Below are 20,866 nucleotides of genomic sequence, written 5' to 3' on the forward strand. Positions count from 1 at the left end.
TAAACGTTAGATTAGTTGTGGATCCCTTGGCGGTTTTTCATTACTGCGTAATACAGCACTGGGATAACGACCAAGGTTAAAATGGTTGAAATAAATATCCCGAAAATAAGGCTGATTGCTAGCCCACTAAAAATCGGATCATCAATGATAAATAGTGCGCCAATCATGGCGGCAAAGGCCGTTAACATAATCGGTTTGGCGCGCACTGCAGCGGCATTGATCACGGCTTGTTCAAACGGCACACCTTCGGTTGCCTGTTGATGGATAAAATCAACCAGCAAAATTGAGTTTCGCACTATGATACCGGCCAGCGCGATCATGCCTATCATTGATGGGGCGGTGAATTGCGCCCCGAGTATTGCGTGTCCTGGCATGACCCCAATAATGGTTAATGGAATGGGCGCCATAATAATCAGCGGCACGGTATAAGACTTAAATTGTGCGACCACTAATAAGTAAATCGCAATCATACCCACCGCATACGCAATGCCCATATCGCGGAAGGTTTCATAAGTGATTTTCCACTCGCCATCCCATAGTACGGCAACTTCATCTAAGCCGTCGGGTTGATTGGCAAAGTATTGGCTCATTGGGTATGCAGCTTCACCACTTTCTTGCTCATGGTTTATTTGAGCTACCATATCAAACATGCCATACAAAGGGCTGCCTGTCGGGCCTGCCATATCGGCAATGACCATGATCATGGGCACCATATTTTTATGGATAATAGTGGTATCAATGCTGGTTTGTTTAATTGAAGCCACATCAGCAAGGGTGACCATTGCTCCTGAGGCTGAAGGGATTTTTAATAACATCACCTGATGCATATCCACCTTGGCGGCTTCATCAAGCTGCAGCCTGATTGGTGTTGGCAGGTGCAAGTTGCTTTGATAAAGGTAACTGGCATCTTTGCCATCAATTGCCGCTTGAATAGTATTAACAATACTTGAGTAAGCCACCCCAGCAATTGCAGTGCGATTACGATCAATACTTACTTGCCATTTACTTTGCTGTGCGGGTAAATAAATATCCACATCTACAACGTGTTCAGTTTGCTGAAAACGGCTCATTAAATCGTTAGCCGCTTGTTCGCGCAGCGCTGTGGTTGGTGCGTAAACTTCAGCCACAATCGGTGACCATACTGGTGGCCCTGGAGGCACTTCAACAATTTTGATATTGGCATTGTAAGCGACACCAATGGCTTGTAAAGGCTCTCTCACTGACATAGCAATATCATGACTGTTTCTATCACGTTCTGACTTTTCAACCAGATTGACTTGAATATCAGCCACTTCTTGGCTTTCACGTAAAAAGTAATGTCTCACTAGGCCGTTAAAATTCATTGGCGAGTGGGTGCCTGCGTACAACTGCAAGTGTTCAACTTCTTCAACAGTCGTCAGATAAAGTCCAAGCTCTTGTAGCAGTTTTTGATTTTGCTCAAACGGCGTGCCTTCAGGTAGATCAACAATGACCTGAAACTCCGATTTATTATCAAAAGGCAGCATTTTAAGCACAACGGCTTGCATGAAGGGTAATGACACCGCGAGTGCGATTAGTAGCACAATGCCTAACGCCATAGCTTTACGCGCCTTACTGGCGTGTTCACCATCAAGAAATGGTTTCATGATGAAAGTGAAAAAGCTCAGTAATTTAGTTGAGGCTGTTTCTGTATGGGGTTGCTCATTTAGGTCACTGCTGGTGTTACCTCGGTGAGCTTTGGCATTAAGCCATTTATTACTCAGCCATGGGGTCATCACAAAAGCAATCAATAGCGAGATAAGCATGCCCATACTGGCATTGATGGGAATAGGGCTCATGTAAGGCCCCATTAAGCCAGAAACAAACGCCATTGGCAGTAATGCCGCAATAACGGTAAAGGTGGCCAAAATTGTCGGCCCGCCCACTTCATCCACAGCCTGTGGGATTAATTCTGTGAGCGGTTTATTACTCATCGCCATATGACGGTGAATGTTTTCTACCACAACAATGGCGTCATCCACTAAGATCCCAATTGAAAATATCAGTGCAAAAAGTGAAATACGGTTAAGGGTAAAGCCCCATGCCCATGAGGCAAATAATGTCAGTGCTAAGGTAATAATAATAGCGACGCCAACAATGGCTGATTCGCGGGCGCCCATAGTTAATAGCACCAATATCACCACTGCAGCGGTAGCAAAAATTAATTTAAATATCAGTGTGCTGGCTTTTTCGCCCGCGGTAGCGCCATAGTTACGGGAAACAGCGACATTGACGTTATCAGGAATAAGTAAGTTATCGAGTTTGGCAACTTTATCTGTAATTAAATCGGCAATATCTACCGCGTTTTCACCGGCTTGCTTACCAATAGCAATGGTTACAGCAGGGAATTGACCTTGCTGATTAGCATGCCAGACCTGCTGCTTTTGAATATCGCTTTTCAAGGTGATATCAGCAACATCGGCTAAATAAACCACCTTGGCGCTGGCAGGCTCAGTGATTGAGTTATTAGCGGGTATTACTTTGATAACCAGGTTTTTAAGATCGTCAACTGAGTCTAAAAACTGTCCAGTTTGAACCTTAATCTCTTGATTATTTTGGGTTAATGAACCTGTTGTTGAGACGGAATTATTACTGTTTAGCACTTGCTCAATTTGTTCAATCGTGACCCCAAAACTGTTTAGCTTACTAGGATCTAAGCGAACATTGGCAATAAGCTCATGCCTACCTTGAGAATATATCTCACGGGTGCCTGGGATACGTTTTAGTTCAGTTTCTAGTACCGTAGCGACTTTAGTGAGTTGCTCAGGGTTCATGGTGGGATCATCTGACCATAAGGTGAGACCAAAAATAGGTACGTCATCAATACCGCGAGGTTTTATCAGCGGCTCACCAATGCCTGCGGCTTGATTGAATTTATCAAGGTTGGAATAAATTTTATTGTATAAATCGACAACAGCTTGTTCTCGAGGAATGCCCACTTTGAAGATGGCAATGATTAAGGCGCCGTCAGGCTGTGAGAATGAGTAAAGGGTATCAACACCTTTAATTTCTGAAATAATTTTTTCGGCAGGTAAGGTAACCTGATTAGCGACTTGAGTAGGAGTTGCACCAGGATAGGGGATAAACACATCAGCAAAGGTGACATCGATTTGCGGCTCTTCTTCTTTAGGGGTAATGAGCACCGCAAATAAGCCGAGTAGTAATGCCAAAATAGCCAGTAAAGGGGTGATAGCACTGGTTTGAAAGTTCTTAGCAATAGTGCCAGAAATACCTAAACGAGGTTCTGAGTTAGCCATGAACTACTCCTTACTTTGGTTAGCTGCACGCAGTAACACGTAGCGACTAGCGTTAAGGATAATTTCATCACCTTTATCAAGACCTGATAACACTTCAACGGTTTGCTGTTGCTTGTCAATTTTTCCGAGGCGAATTTGTGTTAACAAGGTGTGCTGACCCACTTTTCGGTACACGCCATCCAGATCATTGACCTGATAAAGAGCACTTAAGGGAATAATGACCACGTTGCTGGTTTTAACGGGTACCGCGATTTTAACCCATTGGCCGGTGAGTGCTTGAGGATGACTAAAGTTAATTCTTACTTGATGCTGATGACTGTTGGCATCGGCAAATTGGTAAACATTGATATCGTTGCTGATAACTTTTTCACCATTGGTTAAGGTTAATTCAAGCTGCTTAGCCGCTTGCAGGTTGGCTAAGTAACGCGAGGGAACATTAAAAGTGGCACGTAACTCTCGGGTATCAAAACCGGAAAATAATGGCTGACCATATGAAATGGTTTCACCGAGTTCAATAAAGCGTTCAGTCACTCGGCCTTCAAATGGCGCAGAAACCACAGTGTAATTTAAACTTTGTTTTGCTTTATTAAGCTGAGCTTTTGCCGCGGATACCGCTTGTCTACTGGATTTGGCATTGGCGGTTGCTTCATCCATTTGCCCTTGAGATATGGCCCCTTGAGGAAACAGCGCCGCATAACGAGTCAGTGTCGCTTGTGCTTCAAAGTTCATGGCTTCTGAACTGGCAAGCTGAGCCTCTGCCGCATTAAATTCTGCGGTCTGCTCATCACTGGTAATTTCAAGTAAAGACGCGCCCGCGGTGACCACATCATTGACATCATAATTGACCTGAATAATGCGCCCTGAGGTTTGTGCTGACACGGTAGCGGCTTTAATCGCTTCCACTTGTCCATCAATGATTATTGATGAAACAGACTCTGTTTCAGTGACTGTTAGGGTATCAAAAGCTTTATCGGTTTTTAGTTTGTCTGTATCAGCTATAGCGCTATAGCTAACAATAGCCAGCAAAGTAGGTATTACTGCACTAAATAAAGATAAGCGTTTGTGAAAGGTTGCCATGTACCACCTCAAAAATTTGTTTATGAGAAAATTCTAATGGACTTTAATGTTAAGCGCAATTCATTTATGAGAAAAATCTAATGAAAGTATAGCAGATATAAAAAAACCACCGATGGATCATCGATGGTTTTTAAATTATTAACCGTTTTAGTGATATAGAATAAGTTTTAATTACTCAATCTGTTTAATGAAGTCTGTTTAAGTCACTGTCTGCTTAAAAAGTGTAGTTGTACTGTAATGAGTAGTAGTTTGCACCTGATTCTGTATAAGCGCCAATAGAAGGAGTTAACAGGCTATCTTCGATAACATGGACTTTCTCGCCAGCAACCAGGGTGTAACCGAAATCAATGCTCGATTTTTCATTAATGTGGTAACTAAAACCTGCTGAGTACCACATACGGTCTGAATCAGGGATTGATAGCGATGATACTTCACCAACCACACCTTGGTCCTTTGCAATACCCGCTCTTACAGTCCATTTATCATTGATGTCATAAGTGGCACCAAGGCTTAAGAACCAAGAATCATCCCAGTTATAATGCTTAAGAATATAACTATCAGAGCCTTTATCACCATCTGTTAATTCGATGTTGTCGAAGTTACTCCAGCTGGTCCACTGGGCTGTATAATGGATAGCGAACTTGTCAGTTAGCTGATGAAAACCAGCAAGCTGGGCAATATCGGCCAGAGGGATATCTATTTCATCAAAATTTTCGGCTACCATAAGTGGTATATTGCCTAGGTTAATATCTTGACCAAATGTAATGTCACCTGAAGCCTTCATGTTCGGGCTTTTGCGATAGCTTAAGCCGATTCTGTTGTTTTCATTGATCTCATAAGCAAGACCGAAAATAGCGCCAAATCCCCAACCATCTGCATCAATATTGACAAGGTCTAGATCTGCAGGTAAATCGCCAATAGGCGTAGAGAATGTGTAATTACCTTGCCTAGTCAGTGTTCCCATACCTTTTATGGCATCAATACCCAGACCTAAACTCAAAGAATCGTTAATACGATATGACACACTGGCATTGAAGTTAATGGTAGTCACTTCAGTGTTACCCAATAAATCGATTGGAGTATTAAAGTCGTGACCTGAATTTAGCGGGGCTAAATCAGTGCCTGTACCATAGTTACTAAATGCAGCAACACCAAAAGCCCATTTGTCATTAATTGGGTTGATGTAATAAAAACTTGGGATAGGCTTACCTTCAGCGGCATTATCCATAGCACCTAAATATTGACCATCACCAGAACCATCACCAATCATGGCATCAGTCACTTCAACATTCACATCAGCATAAGTACCAACAACCGAAATTGCTGTCTTATCAAATAATGCCATTGCCGCTGGGTTGCGAGCCAATACTGAAGCGTTATCTGCGATGATGGCATCCCCCGCCATTGCGCGGCCTAAACCGGTTGCAGACTGGCTGTTGAGTTGAAAACCCGCTGCGAATGTTTGAGTACTTGCTAAAGCTACAGCTGCTGCCAGTAGTGTCTTGTTGAATTTAGTCATAATTATTGCTCATCTTTATTGTCGCATATGCATGAATACTGCATGTGTTCATATCACTGCCACTTATATTTGAGCGCATCTTAGGTAACACAAGTAAGCTATACAACTCCGACCAGTGACTTTTAGTGTTGCATTTTTGTTAATAATTTGAGCTATTAAATATAATTGTGAGAAGGTCTTACAAACCTTTGTGGGAGTTAACGCTGTAATTTCAGTGGTTTGAGTTTGGTTTTATAATGATAACTTTGTTAGGTTGCTGTAATTAAGGATTGTGACTAGGGCTGCTTTTTAGCTAACACCTGTACGCTGAGTTTAGAATCTTTACTCTAGAAATGAGCCAGCCGACTAATTGTTGTTAACGAAAAAGTCGGCAGGTGTTTACTAAGGGTTAACCTTGTAAAGCACTAAAGTGACTGGCGAAAGACCTTGAATGAGGCCACCGTCTCTGTGCTTGCAGGAAATAGCTTACTGACTAAGATACCTGCCAATGAGGCGAGCAAAAATCCAGGGACTATTTCGTACAAGTCAAAAATACCACCAGAGAGTTGTTTCCAGACCACCACGGTCACCGCACCGACAACAATTGTTGCTACAGCGCCGTTACGACTATATTGCTGCCAAAATAGTGATAGTAATACCACAGGGCCAAATGCTGCGCCAAAGCCTGCCCATGCGTAGCTCACTAACCCTAGGACACTGCTTTCAGGATTAAGTGCAATGACTGCGGCCACAATAGCAATGGCGATAACCCCCAAACGGCCCACGAGCATTAACTCTTTATTACTCGCATCGGGTTTAATCCATTTGCGATAAAAGTCTTCAGTTATTACGCTTGAACAAACCAAAAGCTGTGAATCAATGGTGCTCATGATCGCGGATAAAATTGCTGCAATTAACAAGCCGCCAACCCATGGATTAAACGCAGCATGGGCAAGGTGAATAAATACAGTTTCAGGGTTATCTAGGGGAGTGTCGGCAAAATACAAGGTACCAGCGATACCCGTTGCCAATGCACCAATCAGAGAAATACCCATCCAGCTCATAGCAATGCGACGAGATAACTTAATGTCTTTAGCGCTGCCAATGGCCATAAAGCGAGATAGAATATGTGGCTGGCCAAAATAGCCTAAACCCCAAGCCAGTAATGACACTAAGCCGATGACTGTGGTGTTTTCACTGACAAACGACAGCATGGCAGGGTCAAGTTGCTGCAGGTTTTCTTGAGTCTCAGGTTGGCTGAAGATGGCTACAGGTACAATAAGTAAGGCCACTAACATTAAACAGCCTTGGAAAAAGTCAGTCCAACTGACGGCAAAGAAACCGCCTACAAAAGTGTAAGAAACGATGATTACTGAACCTATAATGAGTGCTAAGGTGTAATCAAGGCCAAATACTTTTTCAAATAATATTGCGCCGCCAACCATACCTGATGAGGTATAAAAGGTGAAAAAGACTAAGATGGTGACCGCAGCAACCATTTTTAATACGCCTTGGTTATCATGAAAGCGATTTTCAAAAAAGTCAGGTAATGTCAGCGAGTTGTCAGCCAGTTCAGTGTAAATACGTAAACGTTTGGCGACAAAAAGCCAGTTGAGCCAGGCACCAAATATCAGTCCAAAACCAATCCAAGCTTCACCTAAGCCGCCTAAATACACTGCACCAGGTAAGCCAAGTAATAACCAACCTGACATATCTGATGCACCAACACTTAAGGCGGTGACAGCAGGGCCCATTTTTCGGCCACCCAGAATATAGTCGTCAACGGTATCTGTTTTACGATAAGCCCAGTAGCCAATCCCCATCATTAACGCGAGGTAGCCGATAAAAGTGATTAGAGTGGGGGTTTCTATGGTCATGATACTTCCGTATTTTTATTATTGTGGCGCATATGCTAGCAGATGTATGAGCCAGTGCACAATTTGGGAAGTAAATTTGATGTGATAACAAGCACTCAATAAGTTTACATTGACTGCTTATTATCTAATTGATAGGAGATGGTTACAGGTTGTGACTATAACTAGATAAAGGTTTGCTCTATTTCAGATTTAACAAACTGTAAATCAGTATCTTGCTCTGCAACTAACATCATGAATGCCCCAGCTGTTTGAAAGCCCAAGCCCTGATAGTGTTGATCTGCAAAAGCTTCTTCGGTGACCATTCTATTTTCAGCCGGGACAATAAAGAGGGTGACTTTACCGTCTTTACCTTCCATCACTAAGTGCAAGCTTTTAACTCCTTGAAAGTCACAATAGGAGGTATAAAACACTTTTCCGGGCTGTTGAATGAATTTGGCGTTTTCTAAACCGCCAATACCAGCCAGTTTAAAATTAACATCTTCAAAGCCAACATTTTGATCAACCAGCATTGATTTGGGTTCATGGTATACATGAGCGAGCGCATGCTCAGCTAAGTCAACGGGGGCAAATTTTAACATGCTAAAACTTAAACCGATGACTAATGCCACGGAGGCAGCCATAGCCATTAAATAACGAGTATGCTTTTTTTGCTCCTGATGTTTATTCAGTTGCTGACGTAATAATAATTTATCTGCTAAATCATTAGGCACATCAATATTAAGCGCATGGGTAAGCTTACTGTCTAATGTTTTTAATTCACTGACTAACTTTGCATCAGACTCAGACGCAGCAATTTGTGCCAAGAAATCTTCATCTTGGCTGTTGGGGTCGTCATAGGCATGGCGACGAAATTGTAGATCATCCATTTGATTGACCTCTAACTTCAGGAGACTCTAAAGCGTCTTTTAATTGATTACGGGCACGAAATAATCGCGTCATGACGGTGTTTCTATTAAGTTCAAGCAACTCTGCAATTTCTTCACCACTAAAACCGCCAATGAGTTGCAGCAGTAATGGCTCTCGATATTCAATCTCTAATAAGCCGATCTGTTTACGTAGCCAATATTGCTCTGTTTGCTCTTCGGTAGTGGAAGACTTTTGGTCTTCAAGCAACTCTTGCTCTACATCACTGTAGTCAAACTGCTTACGTTCAAATCGACGGGCATTCTCTCGGCGCAAGATAGTGATCAGCCATGCTTTAGCGGCTTTGTCATCTTTTAAAGAGTCAAGCGCACGCCATGCACGTAAAAAGGTTTCTTGAGTGACGTCTTCAGCAACATGTTTATCGCCGATAAGCCAATAGGCATATCGGAAGATATCTGCGTGAAGTGCCCGGACGAGGCTGTCGTATCGTCGTTGTTTAGTTAACATGTCAGATATGACCGTGGGTTCGGACTTTTTATTTCGCAAGCTATCAAACATTTTTATCTTTTTGTTAAAAATATTATGTTCGATAGCTTAAAAGGTTACTGATGAATAGCAAGTATAATTATGCTTGCTATTCAATCAGTTTATTCGTTAAGGGTTTAACGAACTCAGTGCAGATGGGGAGTTTACTGCAGAATTATGACTGTAACTCTCAATGGCTTTTAATAAAGCCGCTTTATCAACAAATGTTGAAGATTGGCTGTATTTAGCCTGCTGTAATTGATGAGTTGCTTGAGCTAGCGCAGTTGATAACTGGCTAATATCAGCCAAGTTCATTGGTTTGTTTAGTAATGTAGAAAAATGCTGCTGCAGTAATGTAATGACTTGAGATACATCATTTTTATCACAGGCACTGCTAATGTCTTTGATGCTCACTCGAGCAGAGGAGGACTGAACATCAACATTTTCAGAGGTAACTGTTAGCGACTTTTGCTTACGGGCGTTTAACCACAGGGCGATTGTGATAAGCCATAATGCGGCAAATAGCAGTGTTAACCAAGGCCAAAAACCAGGATTATTGCTGGGCTGTGTAACCTCAGGTGTAATTGGCGTTGGTGCTTGTTCTGGATTAGCCGCAATGGTCACTGTTCTTGCTGGAATGGTGGTAAATTGCTGCTGACGTAGCTGCGAGTTCCACCACGGAATTGTAATTTCAGGAAGGGTAAATGTTCCAGCTTTGGTTGGCACGATAGCAGTGGTAAGGCTGTACTGAGCCACTACATGGTTTTCTCTAAGTACAGTTTGTCTAACTGGTTTTTCTGGATATGATTTCAGCGCACTTGGCATAGCTAATTCAATGTCAGGCAGGCTATTACTGTCAGCATTAGATGCGATGATATTAATGGTGCGGGTGATTGGGCTACCCACTTCAAATTCACTGCTGTCTTCAGACCACACTTCTTTAGCGATTAATAAATCACTGACGAGCCAATCACCTTGATAGCTGTCAGGTATGGGTTTAATTATGATTTCAGTATCTTCAGCAGCAGCTTGCATCGGACGGCTTTCATTAAAGCCAAACATGCCGCCACGTCGTGGTGCTTCAACTAAAATATCACCTGAAAAACTCGCACCTTTAATGGCGAGTTTACCTGGAGTATCGGCAATCATGGCATAGGTTCGCTCAATTACGCGAAAACGGCGGCCATTAACCACTTCAACACTGTCTTGATCTTCGCCAAGCTGCTTGATCTCAGCACCTGATATTTCTGGGGCGCTAATGACACCACGCTGTAATTCAGCAGCTAAAAATAGCTTAACTTTATAGGTAATTAATTGGCCCACATAAGCTTCTTGAGTGCTAACTTCGCCTTCCACAAACAAATTGCGCATTTGCTGAGGCTTGGAGCCAGCATCTAAAACCGTTAACTCGATGGGATTAGATTGAATACCTTCCATAGTAAAGGCAGGAATAGTCACAGTGCCGCTATTTTTAGCCGATAATAATACTTGCCAGCGGGTTTCTTTACTGGAGTTGAAGTTAACGATTTGCGTGCTTCGTCCTACGCTAGTGCGGCCGACAACAAAGTCTTTTAGCAATATTGAGGTGTCTAATGAGCCTGCATTAACATCATCATCTGCGGTGACGTTTAATACAAAATACTCACCTTGCATGACGGGGTTACGGTCCACCGTTGCTTGAATGTTAGTGACCGCGAGTGCTTGCCCTGTAAAAAGAATAGCGACTAGGGCTAAAATGATTCTGTTTACCACTGTTGTTTATCCTTAGGAAGTTGGCCGTTTTGACGACGCTTTTGATATTCCAATAGCATTTTGTTTCTAATTAATACTTGTGGATCTTCACTGACTGCGCGAAGTGCTCTTTCTAAATCTGCTGGCAGCGGCTCTTCAGATAAAGCCGATGAGGCCACTGGTGTGCCAGACTCAGATTCTGGCTGTTGTTCTGATGTTTCAGCAGCTTGAGCTTGTTGTTGAGTCTTGTCTTGTTGCTCAGCAGTTTCAGGCTCAGCTTGAGCTTGGTTATCTTGACTGTTAGCTTGCATTTCAGCTTCATTATTATCGGCTTGTTGCTCATTTTGTTGAGATGAAGCTGATGAACTTTCGTCAGCCTCATTGGGGCTGTCATCTTGTTGAGAGTCACTAGATTGCTGATCCTGCTGAGAATCATTCGCAGATTGCTCTTCTTGTGACGGGTCATTTTGAGACTGCTGCTGTTGAGATTGCTCAGAGCTAGACTCATCACTTTGAGATTGATCTTGCTGTGATTGATCTCCTTGAGATTGATCATTTGATGACTGCTCATCATTTGACTTCTGGTCAGATGATTGGTTGTCATCACTTTGCTGATCCTGCTCCGACTGTTGCTCTTGTTGCTGCTTCATTTGCTCAGCCAAAGCGAGGTTTTTCTCTGCCTGAGGAAAATCTGCTTGTTGAGTTAATGCTTGCTTATAACGCTTTATCGCCTCATCAATTTTATTGAGCTGCAGTAAACTATTGGCTTGATTATATAAACCATTGGCAGAGTCATCTTGCTCAAAACCGCTTAAGGCATTTTCATAGTCACCAGCCTTATATTGGGCGCTAGCTTGCCATTGAGGCTGGTCAAATTGCTCGGCAGCTTTAGAATAGTCTTCTGCTGATTGAGCCTGATTAAATTGCTCTGAGGCTTGTTGATCGGCGGTTTGCCATAAATCATCCCAGCTATTAGCTGAAGCAGGAGTTGGCTGCATCAATAAGCCTAGCGTGAGGACACTCACCATAGGCAGTACTGTAAACCTAAAACTCAGCAGTACTGGAATAATCAACAGGAGGGCAATATAAGGGCCTAAATCTTGCCAAGCTTCACCTTCAAGTTCGGTGGCTTTTGCATTACCATCATTAGCAAGCCATGCTTCGAGTTGGCCCAGTGCAGCGCCGTCTGCCCGTGCTGGTAACATTAAACCGCCAGTGGGAGTAACCAATTTATCAAGCAATGAAAAGTCAGTTTTATCAACCACGATCTCACCGGCATTATCGCGCATGAGCTGACCATCTGGCAGCTGTATTGCTGCGCCTTGTTGGCTACCAAATGCCATCACCGATACTCGATATCGACTGCCATCCAGCGCTTTTGCTGCCTGCGCATATTGGGCTGCATTAACACCATCGGTCATCACAATAATATCACCGCTGATATGCCCGCCTTGACCTAATAACTGTTGGCCAAGGGTAAGGGCGGCGGCTAAATCTGAGCCTCTAACGGGCATAATGTCCGGGCTTAAGGTTGGGAGCAGATTTAATAGGGTAGAGCTATCACGGGTTAACGGACTAATAGTAAATGCATCTCCCGCAAAAGCGATTAACCCAGTTTCACCTTCTTTTAAATTGGTTAAAAAATCGGTGGCTCGATATTTGGCCTGGGATAGTCGATTAGGTTTTTGATCGGTTGCATACATGGATAAAGACATATCCATTACCAGTACACGCCCTTGCTCGCTAGCGAACACAGGTAGGCTTTGTTTATTCACGGCAGGGCCCGATATGGCCACAACCGCAATAAACCAACACAGCATTAATAACCATTTGGGTTGTTTTTTGATGTGTGCAGACTCACTGATCAGGGTGCTAGCAAGGTGAGGGGCAATATAGTGTTGCCATGCAGAGTTATTTTTACTCTGGCGCCACAAAAATAGTCCAATAATGGTTAATGGAATTAAGGCCAATAGCCATTCAAGGCGGATAAAATGCAAACTCATTATTTATCCTCCTTGTAAAAGGCTGAAGTCAGATTTTTAGGTAAATTCATTTGACTACGTAGACTAATACTTAAACTGATTAATAACGCTAACAACAATGGCCAGTAAAATAACTCGCTTTGGGGGCGGTAGGTTAATTGGTCGCGACTGACAGGCTCTAATTCATCAATTTTTTGATAAATTTCTTCTAGCTCTTCGCTATTACGGGCTCTAAAGTAATGACCATTGGTCATTTCTGCAAGCTGTTGTAATTGCGCTTCATCAAGATCTGCTGACGGGTTTACTTTTTCAGTACCGAAAATACTGCGTCTTTCCAGTATTTCAGCGCCAACACCGACGGTATAAATAGTGACATTGCGTTCTGCAGCGATGCGAGCTGCCACTTCAGGTTCTATGTTACCTGCGTTATTTGAACCATCGGTGAGTAAAATGAGCACTCGGTTACTGTCGTTAACGTTATCAAAGCGTCTCACCGCCAATGCAATTGATTCACCAATGGCGGTTTGTTTGCCCACTAGGCCAATTTGACTATCGGCGAGGAACTTTGCCACCGAGCGTCTATCTTGGGTCAGTGGCGCTTGTAAATAGGCGTGATCGGCAAATAAAATTAACCCAAGGCGATCACCATTACGGCGTTCGATAAAGTCGCCAATCACATGTTTAATAAGGGTCAATCTATCAACCGTTTTGCCTTCAACAACCATGTCTTCAATTTGCATACTGCCGGATAAATCGACTGCCAGCATTAAGTCGCGCCCTTCAGATGGCAGCTCTATAGGCTCGCCTAACCATTGGGGCCTGACAAGTGCGCACAATAAACATGCCCACATTAACCAATACAATTTACGGGATGGTTTGTCAGCATGGCTTGATATGACCTGATCAGCATTAGCGATGCCAGGAAGTTGCAGGTGACCGCCATTATTTTTTGAAACGCGCTTTGGTTTTAACAGCCAAGGTAATGGCAATAAAAGCAATAACCACGGCCATGCTATAGAGAACATGATGCCTCCTGTGGACTATTTGCTTGAGTATTTGCGCTGTTAGCGTTGCTTTTGATGGCATTAAGGGGCGCAAAGCGAGCTTTTTTAGTTAACCAAGACTTGGCTAACTTAAATAACTGCTGCTTTTCAGCTGCATTTAAGCCACAAGCTTGATAACGCTTGGCTAATAACAAGCCAATTTGGCCTTGCTCTGCTTGCGGTAACCTTAGCTCAAGCCATTTGAACCATTGGTCGCCATCAAGTTGTGCAAAATCCTGTCTGGGTAAATAACTCAAGGCAGTTCGTTTTAGTAAGCTATTAATCTGGCTTGGGTATTGACTGTCATTTATATCAAGTTGCTGTACTTGCGCTAATGCGGCCTTTCTCGGGGCGTGATATTTGGCACGTTTTCGCAGCTTGATGAAAGTGATGACACCAGCCGCGATAATGATAATCGCCACTAGCCAATAACCGGGGGCAATGGGCAATTGTGATATTGGCTGCGGCAGCACGATATCTTCCATTTGCATTAATGCGGGATTGATTTGAGGAGCATTCATCTAACGTAATAGTTCCAATTGATCGCTAAGACTCTTACCTGCATCGATAAAGCGGGTTTGAACTTTGAGCATTTTCATTAATTCAATAAACTGCTGTTGACGAGCTAACTGTTCATTTAACCACACATCGTAGCTATGGCGAGTTAAGGTAAGTTGTTGCTTACCATCACGTACAGGCAGTGAAAATCGCTTTGGTAACGCTAAAGTGCCTTGTCGTAATGGATCTGTAATAATAAAGGCACCCACATCACAATGGCGTTTAAGCTCGGTGAGTGCCGCTAAACATTCTTGGCTAAAGTGCTGGCCATCAGTAATTATCCATACCAGTGAGCCGGGTTTAGCGATGCGTTGCAATCGCTGGCAAGCCCGTAAAATATGCTGGGGATCTTGGGGTAATTCATCAAAGTGATTTAACTGGTTTTGATGCACTTTGATTAATGCTGATGTGAGCTGCAAAATACCTTGTCGGCGACTGCGGGGTTTTAACTCCACATGTTCGGTTTCACTGGCAATCAATGCCCCCAAACGGTCACCGTGGTTAATGGCGTTCCAGCCAAGTGTTGCTGCGACATGGGCGGCTTGCAGAGACTGTAAAAGCAAACTCGAGCCAAAAAATAAGCTATGACTTAGATCGACCAGCAAGATAATAGGGCGTTCACGTTCTTCAATAAATAATTTGGTGTGGGCCTTGCCAGTTCTGGCCGTAACGCGCCAGTCTATGGTGCGCACATCATCACCATTTTGATAATGTCGCACTTCGGCAAATTCCATTCCACGCCCTTTTATGAGGCTGCTTCTATGGCCTGCAAGGCTGGCTTTTGCGCGGCTACGTTTCTCAGGCATCGCACGGGCAATACTCTGGCAACTTATTAGCTCTTGCTCATTAAGGTTGACGCCATTACTAAATAGCGGCAACTCTTTTTCAATTGACATAGCGGTTACTGACATAGTGGCTATAACTCAACATTAAGGTACAGCCACTTGGCTTAAAATATGATTTATGACGTGATCTGCACTAATCCCTTCTGCCTGTGCCTGATAACTCAACAGTAGACGGTGGCGTAAAACATTAGGCGCCACAGCTTGAATATCTTCAGGTGAGACAAAATCGCGTTGATGTAACCAGGCTCTGGCTCGCGCGCAGCGCTCTAATGAAATTGAAGCGCGGGGACTCACGCCGTATTCAAGCCACTTGGCTAGTTCTGGGCTATAACGCTCTGGCTGACGAGTGGCCATAATAATTTCTACGATATAGCTTTCAAGGGGCTCAGCTAAGTACAGTTCCATCGCTTGTTCACGGGCAGAAAATACATCTGCTTGTACCACAGGCTCGATGGTCGGTAACTGATGAGTCAGTGCTTCGTTACGAGACTGACGCAAAATCTGACGCTCGGTATCGGCACTTGGGTAATCTAAATTTAAGTGCATTAAGAAGCGATCTAATTGCGCTTCAGGTAGCGGGTAAGTCCCTTCGTTTTCAAGTGGGTTTTGGGTTGCCATCACTAAAAAGAGTTTTGGCAGCGGGTAACTGTGTTTACCTACGGTCACTTGTCCTTCAGCCATGGCTTCAAGTAATGCGGATTGTACCTTCGCTGGAGCGCGGTTAATTTCATCGGCAAGGATTAAGTTATGGAAAATCGGCCCCGCTTCAAATTCAAAGGTACCCGTTTGAGCGCGATAGATATCGGTGCCGGTCAAATCCGCTGGTAATAAATCAGGCGTGAACTGGATGCGATGAAAGTCGCCTTCAACGCCATCACATAATGCTTTTACTGCACGGGTTTTGGCTAAACCTGGAGGGCCTTCAACCAGTAAATGACCATCGGCAATAAGTGCGATGAGCATATTTTCAGTTAAAACCGGTTGTCCCAAAATGACATTATCTAAATAAGCGCGTAAAGAATGAAATCGACTCAAAGGCATGATGATACTCAAATTTGTTGTCTAAAAAACGTTATCTAATTCACTCTATGTTAATGAATTTTATTGGCCTTTGGCTAGTAGCATTAACAGAATTTCATTTTTATTTATTCGTGGTGTTCATTAGCTGCAACTAAAGGTGCGTTAGCTAGCTTTAATCGATACTTAAATATATTAATAAAGCTAATGCTCTAAAGTTTAACCTTCTGTATTTAATATATAAATCTCAATTGGGTTGTTAATTTTGTTGGAAATTGTCAGGTTATTTTCATACGGGTGTTTTAAACTTGCTAATTAAAAGTTAGAATCAGATCACACTTTTATGGTCAGACCAGATAACGCTGACAAAATGGATTTTCACTGAAAAGCCTATAAAGGCTAAACAATTAAAAGAGGGTGAACAATGAGTGATAGACAACAAGTAACCAATGCCCGCGGCGAGCGCATTGCAATTGTAGCGGGTTTACGAACGCCTTTTGCCAAACAAGCCACCGCATTTCATGGCGTTTCAGCTTTAGATATGGGCAAAATGGTGGTTAATGAATTGCTTTCTCGCTCAGAGTTAGACCCAAAAACCATTGAGCAATTAGTTTATGGTCAAGTTGTGCAAATGCCTGCTGCGCCAAATATTGCTCGTGAAATCGTATTAGGCACTGGCATGGATGTATCAACGGATGCTTACAGTGTTACTCGTGCTTGTGCGACAAGTTTTCAATCGGCAGTGAATGTGGCTGAGTCAATCATGACTGGTAATGTTGAAATTGGTATTGCTGGCGGCGCAGATTCATCTTCTGTTTTACCGATTGGCGTGTCAAAAAAGCTGGCTCATGCGCTAGTGGACTTAAATAAGGCCCGTACCTTTAAACAAAAATTTGCCATTGCACGTCGTTTGGGTTTAAAAGACTTAATGCCGGTACCGCCAGCGGTTGCAGAATATTCTACCGGTTTGTCAATGGGGCAAACGGCTGAGCAAATGGCTAAGACCTATTCAATTAGCCGCGCCGATCAAGATGCACTGGCTCATCGCTCACATACTCTGGCAACAGAAACTTGGAACTCAGGTAATTTACGCGATGAAGTGATGACGGCTCATGTGCCTCCTTATAAGCAGTTTATTGATCGTGATAACAACATTCGTGAAAACTCAGTTTTAGAGTCTTACGCGAAATTACGTCCAGCTTTTGATCGCAAACATGGTTCAGTTACCGCAGCCAACAGTACGCCGCTAACTGATGGCGCATCAGCAATTATCTTAATGAGTGAAGGCCGTGCCAAAGCATTAGGTTATCAGCCTATTGGTTACATTAAGAGCTATGCCTTTACTGCCATTGATGTTTGGCAAGATATGTTAATGGGGCCATCTTATGCTACGCCGCTAGCACTAAAGCGTGCTGGTATGCAGTTAGAAGATTTAACCTTAATTGAAATGCATGAAGCATTTGCAGCGCAAACCTTAGCCAACATGCAAATGTTTGGCTCTAAAAAGTTTGCTGCAGAAAAGTTAGGCCAAAATCGTGCGATTGGTGAAATCGATATGAGTAAATTTAACGTACTAGGTGGTTCATTAGCTTACGGGCATCCATTTGCGGCTACGGGTACGCGTTTGATCACTCAAGTATGTCGTGAACTTAAACGCCGTGGTGGTGGAACCGGTTTAGCCACAGCCTGCGCAGCAGGTGGTCTTGGCGCTGCAATGATAGTAGAAGTGGAGTAATTCTGATGGAAAAGACATTTAATTTACAACGCCGTGAAGACGGTATTGCGGTTTTGACTATGGATGTTCCTGGTGAAACCATGAACACCTTAAAAGCAGAATTTGGCCCAGAAATTAGTGACATTCTTACCGAGATAAAAACTGACGCTAGCATTAAAGGTTTAGTGATTATTTCAGGAAAATCTGACTCTTTTGTTGCTGGCGCTGACATCACCATGTTAGATGCCTGTACCAGTGTTGCTGCTGCCAAAGAACTATCACAACAAGGGCATGTGGTATTTAATGAATTAGAAAACCTCACTATACCGGTTGTTGCTGCTATTAACGGTGCCTGCTTAGGTGGTGGATTAGAGCTAGCGCTAGCGTGTCATTTGCGTGTGTGCAGCGACAGTAAGAAAACTATTATGGGTGTGCCTGAAGTTCAACTTGGGTTATTACCAGGTGGCGGGGGAACCCAACGTTTACCAAGAAAAGTCGGTATTACTACAGCGCTCGATATGATGCTAACAGGTAAGCAGCTGCGTCCGAAACAAGCACTGAAAATAGCCTTGGTTGATGACGTTGTTCCAGAGTCTATTTTGCTTGAGACTGCAGTTGCCATGGCAAAAAAAGGCAAGTCTGCTGCTAAAGTGGTTAAAAAGTCTGCTTTAAACAAGTTGCTTGAATCAACCAGTACGACTCGTGACATTATTTTTGATCAAGCCGCTAAACAAGTGATGAAGAAAACCCAGGGTAATTATCCAGCTCCTGCTAAAATCATTGATTGTGTTAAGCAGGGTATGAATAAAGGCATGATCAAAGGCTTAGAAGTTGAAGCAAGTCATTTTGCTGAACTTATTATGTCACCAGAGTCAGAAGCGCTTCGTAGTATATTCCTTGCAACCACAGAAATGAAAAAAGAAACCGGTGCAGAAGGGGGCAAACCTCGCAAAGTGAACAAGGCACTGGTTATTGGTGGTGGCTTAATGGGTGGCGGAATAGCCTCTGTGACGACAACCAAAGCTAAAATTCCTGCTCGTGTTAAAGATATCAATGAAACCGGCTTAAGTAATGCGTTGGCTTATGCTTATAAGTTGTTAGCCAAAGGCGTTAAGCGCCGTCATATGACTCCGGCAGTTAGAGATAATCTAATGGCGTTAATGACGACAACCACTGAATATAGCGGCGTAAAAGATGCTGATATCGTAGTAGAAGCAGTATTTGAAGATTTAGCATTAAAACATCAAATGGTGAAAGATGTAGAACGTGAATGTCATGAAAATACTATCTTTGCATCTAACACATCTTCATTACCAATCAGCCAAATTGCCGAAGCGGCCAGTCGACCTGAAAATGTGATTGGTCTGCATTATTTCTCGCCAGTTGAGAAAATGCCGTTAGTGGAAGTGATTGCGCACAAGAAAACCTCTCCAGAAACCATTGCTACGACAGTGGCCTTTGCTCGTAAGCAAGGTAAGACACCGATTGTTGTTCAAGACGGAGCCGGTTTTTATGTAAATCGTATTTTAGCCTTATACATGAATGAAGCTGCGCAAGTGCTTCTTGAAGGGCAAAAAATTGAATTTTTAGATAAAGCGTTAGTTAAGTTTGGTTTCCCTGTAGGACCTATTACTTTGCTAGACGAGGTAGGTATTGATGTTGGTGCTAAGATCGCGCCGATCTTAACTAAAGAACTGGGTGAGCGCTTTGAAGCTCCAAGTGCATTTGATAAGTTACTTGCAGATGACCGTAAAGGCCGTAAAAACGGCAAAGGTTTTTACCAATACGGCAACAAGAAAAACAAAGCTAAGCTAGTGGATGAAAGTGTATATCAAGTACTAGGCATTAATAATCAGTTAAGTGGTAGTGAAAGCGATATTGCTATGCGTTGTGTTGTGCAGATGCTAAACGAAGCTGTTCGTTGTTTAGATGAAGGCATTATTGCCAATGCAAGAGACGGTGATATCGGTGCTATTTTTGGAATTGGTTTTCCGCCATTCTTAGGCGGTCCTTTCCGTTATATGGATACCATGGGGATCAATAATCTAGTGTCAAAATTACGTCAGTATCAGCAATTACATGGCGAAAGATTTGCCCCTTGTGAAAGATTAGTCAAAATGGCTGATGAGGGAGCGAGTTTTTATTAGTCTAAACTAAGACTTTAAGGATTACACATTTAACAAAGCGGCAACATGGTGCCGCTTTTTCATTCTAAAGTGGCAGGGATTTGCCTGTTTTATGTACACTGCGGAATGTTTTGACTGTGGCTCAATTAAAAATCCCCATAGCTTTGAGTATTTGGCTTGGTTATAATGCGACCAAAGCTAGCATTGAACACAAAAACTTAATGCTACGAGCTTAAGAAATGATGTTAACTGAATGAATTGTAGAGGTTTCAGTGGTATTTCTAGTGTTTATTATTTCAATCTTATCGGCGATTTATCTTGGCAATTGTGCTTTTGCTCAAGGTATGGCAGTAAAAAGATGGTCATTTGCCGGTTTGTTGATGGGCCCTCTGGCTTACCCATTGTTCAACAGTCATAAATATTTATTAACCCGTAAACTAGCGGTTAGTAATGAACAGCAACAATACTTTTAGCAAATTCCGCGTATTAAAAAGGGAGCTAATGCTCCCTTTTTCTTTGCCTGTAAAATATCACTACAAGACTTAGTTCCACCATGCTTTAGCTGGGATGACCTCTAGATGCTCAAGGCCTTCAGGTAATTTAACTTTCTTACGTTGCGGCTGTGCAATTCCTAGTGCTTTTAATAAAGAGTTAAACATAATTTTATCTCCTTAAGCGATGCTTGAATTGGTGTATTTAATATAAGGGCTGCTGGCTAGTTGAGTACCCGTTTC

The 20,866-nt window shown here is 42.9% G+C and carries 15 protein-coding genes; 3 read left to right on the top strand and 12 right to left on the bottom strand.

Translation table 11 applies throughout. The features are described 5' to 3' along the window. Positions 1 to 11 precede the first annotated feature (11 nt). The 12 genes from AB4160_RS14960 to AB4160_RS15015 form a co-directional block, all read right to left on the bottom strand. On the bottom strand, positions 12 to 3,275 hold the full coding sequence (locus AB4160_RS14960) for an efflux RND transporter permease subunit (protein WP_372005324.1): 3,264 nt from the start codon (positions 3,273 to 3,275) through the stop codon (positions 12 to 14). A gap of 3 nt (positions 3,276 to 3,278) precedes the next feature. Beyond that, complete coding sequence (locus AB4160_RS14965) at positions 3,279 to 4,352, bottom strand: efflux RND transporter periplasmic adaptor subunit (protein ID WP_102437503.1); 1,074 nt, start codon at positions 4,350 to 4,352, stop codon at positions 3,279 to 3,281. 214 nt (positions 4,353 to 4,566) lie between these two features. After that, positions 4,567 to 5,871 (bottom strand): OmpP1/FadL family transporter, encoded by a 1,305-nt coding sequence (locus AB4160_RS14970; protein ID WP_372005326.1) that lies wholly within the window; start codon positions 5,869 to 5,871, stop codon positions 4,567 to 4,569. A 404-nt stretch (positions 5,872 to 6,275) separates the two neighbouring features. Beyond that, positions 6,276 to 7,727 (bottom strand): sodium/proline symporter PutP, encoded by a 1,452-nt coding sequence (gene putP / locus AB4160_RS14975; protein WP_372005329.1) that lies wholly within the window; start codon positions 7,725 to 7,727, stop codon positions 6,276 to 6,278. A gap of 161 nt (positions 7,728 to 7,888) precedes the next feature. Further along, positions 7,889 to 8,593 carry a DUF3379 domain-containing protein gene (locus tag AB4160_RS14980; protein ID WP_102475695.1) on the bottom strand — a complete coding sequence of 235 codons (705 nt, stop codon included), beginning with the start codon at positions 8,591 to 8,593 and terminating at the stop codon, positions 7,889 to 7,891. Next, on the bottom strand, positions 8,586 to 9,149 hold the full coding sequence (locus AB4160_RS14985) for a sigma-70 family RNA polymerase sigma factor (RefSeq protein ID WP_102437495.1): 564 nt from the start codon (positions 9,147 to 9,149) through the stop codon (positions 8,586 to 8,588). Before AB4160_RS14985 ends, AB4160_RS14980 begins: the two co-directional genes overlap by 8 nt. A 96-nt stretch (positions 9,150 to 9,245) precedes the next feature. Then, complete coding sequence (locus tag AB4160_RS14990; RefSeq protein WP_372005332.1) at positions 9,246 to 10,868, bottom strand: BatD family protein; 1,623 nt, start codon at positions 10,866 to 10,868, stop codon at positions 9,246 to 9,248. Continuing rightward, positions 10,862 to 12,850, bottom strand: coding sequence for a VWA domain-containing protein (locus AB4160_RS14995; RefSeq protein ID WP_372005335.1), 1,989 nt, complete (start codon positions 12,848 to 12,850; stop codon positions 10,862 to 10,864). Before AB4160_RS14995 ends, AB4160_RS14990 begins: the two co-directional genes overlap by 7 nt. Continuing rightward, entirely contained in the window at positions 12,850 to 13,854 is a 1,005-nt protein-coding gene (locus AB4160_RS15000; protein ID WP_102475692.1) for a VWA domain-containing protein, read from the bottom strand. Before AB4160_RS15000 ends, AB4160_RS14995 begins: the two co-directional genes overlap by 1 nt. Next, positions 13,842 to 14,393, bottom strand: a complete 552-nt coding sequence (locus AB4160_RS15005; protein WP_372005338.1) for a DUF4381 domain-containing protein — start codon at positions 14,391 to 14,393, stop codon at positions 13,842 to 13,844. Before AB4160_RS15005 ends, AB4160_RS15000 begins: the two co-directional genes overlap by 13 nt. Next, positions 14,394 to 15,341: a DUF58 domain-containing protein gene (locus tag AB4160_RS15010; RefSeq protein ID WP_241904013.1), complete on the bottom strand. Its 948-nt coding sequence runs from the start codon at positions 15,339 to 15,341 to the stop codon at positions 14,394 to 14,396. A gap of 18 nt (positions 15,342 to 15,359) precedes the next feature. Further along, positions 15,360 to 16,316, bottom strand: a complete 957-nt coding sequence (locus AB4160_RS15015) for a MoxR family ATPase (RefSeq protein WP_102437486.1) — start codon at positions 16,314 to 16,316, stop codon at positions 15,360 to 15,362. Between the two features lie 400 nt (positions 16,317 to 16,716). Between AB4160_RS15015 and fadI the strand changes: the two genes are divergently transcribed. The 3 genes from fadI to AB4160_RS15030 all read left to right on the top strand — a co-directional run bounded on the left by fadI (position 16,717) and on the right by AB4160_RS15030 (position 20,605). Further along, entirely contained in the window at positions 16,717 to 18,027 is a 1,311-nt protein-coding gene (gene fadI / locus AB4160_RS15020; RefSeq protein WP_076537168.1) for an acetyl-CoA C-acyltransferase FadI, read from the top strand. Between the two features lie 5 nt (positions 18,028 to 18,032). Then, entirely contained in the window at positions 18,033 to 20,153 is a 2,121-nt protein-coding gene (fadJ, locus tag AB4160_RS15025; protein ID WP_102530714.1) for a fatty acid oxidation complex subunit alpha FadJ, read from the top strand. Positions 20,154 to 20,416: 263 nt separating this feature from the next. After that, entirely contained in the window at positions 20,417 to 20,605 is a 189-nt protein-coding gene (locus AB4160_RS15030; RefSeq protein ID WP_241901111.1) for a hypothetical protein, read from the top strand. Positions 20,606 to 20,866: the final 261 nt, after the last annotated feature.

Origin of the sequence: Shewanella sp. 10N.286.51.B8 (assembly GCF_041469325.1) — a bacterium.
Taxonomy (GTDB): Bacteria; Pseudomonadota; Gammaproteobacteria; order Enterobacterales; family Shewanellaceae; genus Shewanella.

What these genes read in the sequence shown, in the direction of transcription:
- AB4160_RS14960 (WP_372005324.1), bottom strand. Translation starts at nt 3,275, where the DNA reads ATGGCTAACTCAGAACCTCGTTTAGGTATTTCTGGCACTATTGCTAAG.
- AB4160_RS14965 (WP_102437503.1), bottom strand. Translation starts at nt 4,352, where the DNA reads ATGGCAACCTTTCACAAACGCTTATCTTTATTTAGTGCAGTAATACCT.
- AB4160_RS14970 (WP_372005326.1), bottom strand. Translation starts at nt 5,871, where the DNA reads ATGACTAAATTCAACAAGACACTACTGGCAGCAGCTGTAGCTTTAGCA.
- putP (WP_372005329.1), bottom strand. Translation starts at nt 7,727, where the DNA reads ATGACCATAGAAACCCCCACTCTAATCACTTTTATCGGCTACCTCGCG.
- AB4160_RS14980 (WP_102475695.1), bottom strand. Translation starts at nt 8,593, where the DNA reads ATGGATGATCTACAATTTCGTCGCCATGCCTATGACGACCCCAACAGC.
- AB4160_RS14985 (WP_102437495.1), bottom strand. Translation starts at nt 9,149, where the DNA reads ATGTTTGATAGCTTGCGAAATAAAAAGTCCGAACCCACGGTCATATCT.
- AB4160_RS14995 (WP_372005335.1), bottom strand. Translation starts at nt 12,850, where the DNA reads ATGAGTTTGCATTTTATCCGCCTTGAATGGCTATTGGCCTTAATTCCA.
- AB4160_RS15000 (WP_102475692.1), bottom strand. Translation starts at nt 13,854, where the DNA reads ATGTTCTCTATAGCATGGCCGTGGTTATTGCTTTTATTGCCATTACCT.
- AB4160_RS15005 (WP_372005338.1), bottom strand. Translation starts at nt 14,393, where the DNA reads ATGAATGCTCCTCAAATCAATCCCGCATTAATGCAAATGGAAGATATC.
- AB4160_RS15010 (WP_241904013.1), bottom strand. Translation starts at nt 15,341, where the DNA reads ATGTCAGTAACCGCTATGTCAATTGAAAAAGAGTTGCCGCTATTTAGT.
- AB4160_RS15015 (WP_102437486.1), bottom strand. Translation starts at nt 16,316, where the DNA reads ATGCCTTTGAGTCGATTTCATTCTTTACGCGCTTATTTAGATAATGTC.
- fadI (WP_076537168.1), top strand. Translation starts at nt 16,717, where the DNA reads ATGAGTGATAGACAACAAGTAACCAATGCCCGCGGCGAGCGCATTGCA.
- fadJ (WP_102530714.1), top strand. Translation starts at nt 18,033, where the DNA reads ATGGAAAAGACATTTAATTTACAACGCCGTGAAGACGGTATTGCGGTT.